Here is a 5296-nt window from a genome sequence, read left to right on the forward strand (position 1 = left end):
TTAGGCAAGGCAATAATCCCCATCTCATTGGCGTACTTTTCATACTCATTAAGCATGTCTTGAAAAATCAGCGGATGGCTTGATGCCAAATCTTTGGTTTCACCGGGGTCGTTGACTACATCGTATAAATGCCAAGCTTCATCACCAAAGGGCTGTTTGATTAAGGCGATTTTCCAATTATCTCGATAAAGCGAAGCATTACCGCTGGTTTCAAAGGCAAAACTATCTTTGCCCCATACATCTGTGGTTTGTCCTGTTAACAAGGGCATTTGGCTGCGGCCATAAAATTCCTCTGCTTTAAAAACCGTGCCCGAATGTTCAAGCAGTGTTGGGACGAGATCGCTAACATGTGCGCGACCGGATACTACTCCCAAATTTTTGATACCGGGGCCCGAGATAACCAAAGGCACTCTTTGCCCGCCTTCTGAACTGTTAAATTTGTACAAATTAAACGGTGCTGCCGATACCGAAGCCCACTCTGGGCCAATGCTAGCAAGGCTTCCCTCTTGTCCTAAATTGGCAAAATCATTATCCCAATCAAGGGATGCCATCCATATTTTTGTTAGCACATCTTGCACCGGATTAACCGGCAGCAGACCAATAGTGTTACTTTCAGCACCGTTGTCAGAGGCCACCACCACTAAAGTGTTTTCTAGTTTGCCTAGTGTTTTTAGATGCTGCAATAAACGGCCAATATGATGATCGGCGGCTTCGGTCATACCGGCATTCACTTGCATCAAACGGGCCCAATATTTTTGCTCATCAGAGCTTAGCTCAGCCCATTTTCGATGATGTTCTGGCACATCTTCTAACCTTGTCGATACAGGAACTAATCCTAATTCAATGGCTTTTTGTAAACGTGCTTGACGCATCTTGTCCCAGCCTTGATCAAATACACCATTGTATTTATCTATGTATTCAAGGGGGACTTGCACCGGAATGTGGATTGCTTGCAAAGACACATAACTAAAAAACGGTTTGTCTGGTTCGGCTTCATCTATGTAGCCAATCATTTTGTCGACTATATCCCGAGACGAATAAAAATCTTCTGGCAAAGACACCCGCTCTCCATCTTCGAACCACTTAACGTCTTTGTATAAGGCTAAGTACGGGGTTTCTCGGTAGTTACTGGCACCTGTGGCATCGAGCACAAAGGAACGATCGAAGCCAAAACGGTGCGGTAGGTTTTTTCCTACTCGGCCTATGCCCCATTTACCGCTCACAAAAGTTTGGTAGCCGTTTTCTTTTAAGCGAGTCGCTAAGGTTTGTTGATCATTCTGCCATTCCATGGAGTAACTCGGATGTTGCTGCATTTCTGGGGTAAGGGATTCCACTAAAGTAGACATGCCCACCTGATGACTATCTTGCCCTGTCATTAACATGGCGCGACTTGGGCCACACATAGGTGCGGTGTAATATCTGCTAAATTGCACACCCTGCTGGGCAATTTGGTCAATATTGGGTGTGGCAGCGTTACTGCCGTAAGCACCTAGCCCCATAAACCCCACGTCATCTAACATCACCACTAGAATATTAGGTTGCTGGCCGTTTTGTGTTTGCTGAGTTTGAGAGGGAGATGCAAAAGCATTAATACACCACAGCATTGTGAATAAAAACGCAACAGTAAGAATGTTTGATTTGAGCAAAGTCATGGTTTAGCTTCTCAACCCAATTTTTGGGATTTTATGTGCAAAATGCCGAATAAAAGGATGTGCAACACATCAGAGGGTTGTTTAATAAATCGTTTAAAAACAACTAGTTCAATGCAATGTGCCACCACTAGAAAAATCCCGACACCTTGAAAAAACATCGCAAAAGGAAGTTGTGTTGGTGCTACCACAGCGACAATCACCAAGATCCACACAAGTACAACGATAGATTTGGCGATCCTAAGTTGATTGGTTTTCATCGTCTATTAACCTCTTGAAATAATGAGCATTTAGCTTGCTGGCGCAGATGGGGATTTATGTAGCATACGGTAAACCAGCATAATGCCCATAGCCGTAGGCATCATCAGAATACCTACTATGGCACTGGCATAAGCCACTTCGTTTATTTGCAGGGCATTGGTGGCGATAAAAAACGACAGTAAGATATTTTTTAACGAACTTTCAACCGCAATAGTGGCGCTGTCTCGGGTGTTAATTCCAAAGATTTTCGGAAGTAAAAAGCCAATAAGTACGGCTGCCGCTAACAGTAAAATGGCCGGAATAATAATGACACTGGCATCCTTTAAAGTATTACCACTGTCGGCAATGCCCGCGCCAATAAACGCCGCTAGCATAGCCACAAAGCTGATTTTGGATAACACAGGTTCGCTTTTTACCCAGTTAGGTCTTTTGGCTCGTGCCAGCATGCCCAAAATCACGGGTAACAAAGTAAATAACGCCAATTGCGCGGCGGTTTTTATTACTGGCATTTCCACTAAAGCGCCATTGTTACCATATTTTGCAAGGGTGAAATTCACCCATAGGGGCAAGGTAAATAAAGTCACTGCGGTGGCCATAGCCGTAAGGGTAATAGATAGCGCAGTATCGCCTTTGCCCATGTGCACAATCACATTGGATGTGGTGCCTCCTGGGCATGCCGCTACCGCCACTAAACCCACGGCGATCATAATAGGTAAATCAAATCCGACAGCTAAACCTAATCCCACAACTGGTAAAATAACAAGGTTAATTAACAATCCCAAAACCACAGCTTTGGGAAAACGCACCACGCGCTTAAAATCGTCTGTAGTTAGGGTTAACCCCATGGCAAACATAAGAGTAAACATAGTGATGGGCACGGCAATTTGGAGTAATTGTGCAACTAATGGTGAGTCCATTATGGTTATCCTTCCAGCACTAGTTATTCCAACGAATGTAGGTATCACCTTCGCGCATTTCTTCGCCTAGGTGTTTGTCTATTGTGATCGCCATTGAAAAAACCGAGTATCCGGCGCTAGGCACTGCATTTTCAAAATGCTGCTCGATAAGCTTAATCAGGCTATCTAATTTTTGCGGTTGTGTGGCCGCCAAATTAGTTTGCTCGGTTGGGTCGCTGTTTAAGTCAAACAAAAATACTTGATCTGAACTAGGATTGAGTTGTAATTTCCAACCATCCGCCTGCACTACGCGGTAAGTACCAGTAAACCAGTACATAGCATCATCTTTACGGACAAATTTATTTGAGCCTTGCCACAATGGTGCTAAATCCACCCCGTCCAGCTCTCTGTCTGTAGGTAATTTCCCTTGGCTGGCATTGACAATAGTAGGCATTAAATCAAAGTGATTCACTGGTTCATCTATCACAGTTCCGGCTTTGATTTGTTTTGGCCAAGCAATGGAAAACGGCACCCGAATACCCCCTTCAAAAAAGGTGTTTTTCCAGCCTCGGTAGGGTTTATTTAGATCATCGATGGCTACATAATCGGCGCCGCCGTTGTCACTCGATAACACCACTATGGTATTGTCGGCAATACCTTGCTCTTCGAGTTTGGCCATCACCTTTGCAACTGAGCGGTCGAGTGAGCGTAACATAGCCGCATAAACACGTTTGCGATGCGGTTTAATATCACCTACAGCTTCATAATCAGATTTTTTAGCTTGAATCGGATTATGCGGTCCCCAGTGCGCTAAATACAAAAAGAACGGCCGATTGGCATTGGCTTCAATAGCGCGCTCGGCTTGCTCGGTGAAATAGTCAGTCAGATAACCTTTAGGCGCAAAAGGTTGGCTACCGTTCCAGGTTACTGCGTAATCCATGCTCGCCCATATAAAGCGGTCGAGCCCAGAAAATTCAATTGGGCCATTCACAGCTTCCGGATGATCGACCGGCAAATATAATCCCGACTTCATCATTAAGCTTTCATCAAAGCCTTGATCATTAGGCGCCATGCCGTTGGTTTGCCCTAGATGCCACTTGCCAATATGTACAGTGTGATAGCCTTGCTCTTTCATTAGCTCTGGAATAGTGATTTCTGAACTATTTAAGCCGCGATCCTCATAATCGGGGTTACTGGCATCTACTTCAGGAAAATATTCTCCAGCAGGGCGGCCCTTTAGATCTGCGTTTTCAATCATTGCCACCATTCGGCCAAAACCATTAGGTATAGGCGTTATATCAAAACCAGTGCGGGTTGCATCGCGGCCGGTAAGCAGTGCCGCTCTTGATGGGGCGCAGTTGGCGTGACCTGAATAGCCGTTGGTAAATAGCGCCCCTTTTGCCGCTAATTTGTCGATATTGGGCGTGTCTATCATGCCAGCGCCAAAAGTAGACACATCGTTAATGCCCATATCATCGGTAAGAATAAGCACTACATTGGGCTTGTCAGATGGTTGTGCGGGCCCTTGTTGCCAAACAATTTCGCGATTTACGGCCACCGGCTCTTTATTTTTATTGCCGGCTAGATACAACAGAAAATCAATGCGGTTGATCCACAACAAGGATCCCGCAAGGGCAATAAAAACAACCAACCCCAAGATGATTTTTTTCCACATAACACCACTCTCCTGCCTATGTTCTTGTGTTTTAAGTTAACGCTTATGTTGCCTGATTGCTGTTACTGCAAAAAAGCCGTTATGTGTTTAATTAAAGCATCTGGCGCTTCTTCTGGAGAGAAATGCCCTACGCCTTCTAATGTTTGGTGATCTTGCCCTTTACAACCCGGTATATGCCGTTGCAATTTTTTCGCTACACCTGCCGTCACAGGATCTTTATCACCAAATACTGTTAAAAAGGGTTTGCTAAACTGCCCTAGTTTTTCCCATACCTTTTTGTTGTTTGCAAGTTCAGGGTGATCGGCAAAAACAGTGATCAGTTGCGGAAATTTGCAAATTCCAGTCTGATACTTGCGTGATGGAAAAGGCGCAAGATAAGCTTGGAACTCCCGAGTACTTAGCTGCTTAGAGGCAAAATTTGGTTTAAAGGCGATTTTCCAAGGAAAACTTGGGGCAATTTTCATAAGTCTTAACCACCAGCGTAAAAAGGTATTGCTACCATCGCCTATTGGCACGCCTGTATTAGAAGCTAATACTCGCTCAAATCGTTCGGGAAAATCCGCCACGAGTTTAAGCCCTAAGGTGCCTCCCCAATCCTGACAAACTAAAGTGATGTCTTGTAATTCATTGGCTAACAACCATTTACTCAACCATTCTTGGTGGCGAGCAAGACTATAATATTGACGTTTTGCAGGTTTATCTGAACGGCCACAACCCACTAAATCCACGGCAATAATGCGTCTGCCTGTAGGTATTAAGCCTTTGATGATATAGCGGTAAATAAAGCTCCAACTGGGATTACCGTGCATCAATAA

At 44.6% G+C, this 5296-nt stretch carries 5 protein-coding genes; all 5 read right to left on the reverse strand.

All coding sequences use genetic code 11. From position 1 onward, the window contains the following. A partial coding sequence (locus Q0688_RS08665; RefSeq protein ID WP_299074956.1) for an arylsulfatase occupies positions 1-1652 on the reverse strand: 1652 nt, incomplete at its 3' end. Positions 1653-1663: 11 nt separating this feature from the next. After that, the gene (locus Q0688_RS08670) at positions 1664-1909 is read right to left on the reverse strand and encodes a DUF1145 domain-containing protein (RefSeq protein WP_299074957.1); all 246 of its coding nucleotides are present in this window, start codon (positions 1907-1909) and stop codon (positions 1664-1666) included. A gap of 30 nt (positions 1910-1939) precedes the next feature. Beyond that, positions 1940-2827 (reverse strand): bile acid:sodium symporter family protein, encoded by an 888-nt coding sequence (locus Q0688_RS08675; protein ID WP_299074958.1) that lies wholly within the window; start codon positions 2825-2827, stop codon positions 1940-1942. 19 nt (positions 2828-2846) lie between these two features. Continuing rightward, positions 2847-4481 (reverse strand): sulfatase-like hydrolase/transferase, encoded by a 1635-nt coding sequence (locus Q0688_RS08680; RefSeq protein WP_299074959.1) that lies wholly within the window; start codon positions 4479-4481, stop codon positions 2847-2849. A gap of 62 nt (positions 4482-4543) precedes the next feature. Continuing rightward, the coding region (locus tag Q0688_RS08685; RefSeq protein WP_299074960.1) for a haloalkane dehalogenase at positions 4544-5296 on the reverse strand (753 nt) is incomplete at its 5' end.

This window comes from uncultured Paraglaciecola sp. (assembly GCF_937123705.1).
GTDB lineage: Bacteria > Pseudomonadota > Gammaproteobacteria > Enterobacterales > Alteromonadaceae > Paraglaciecola.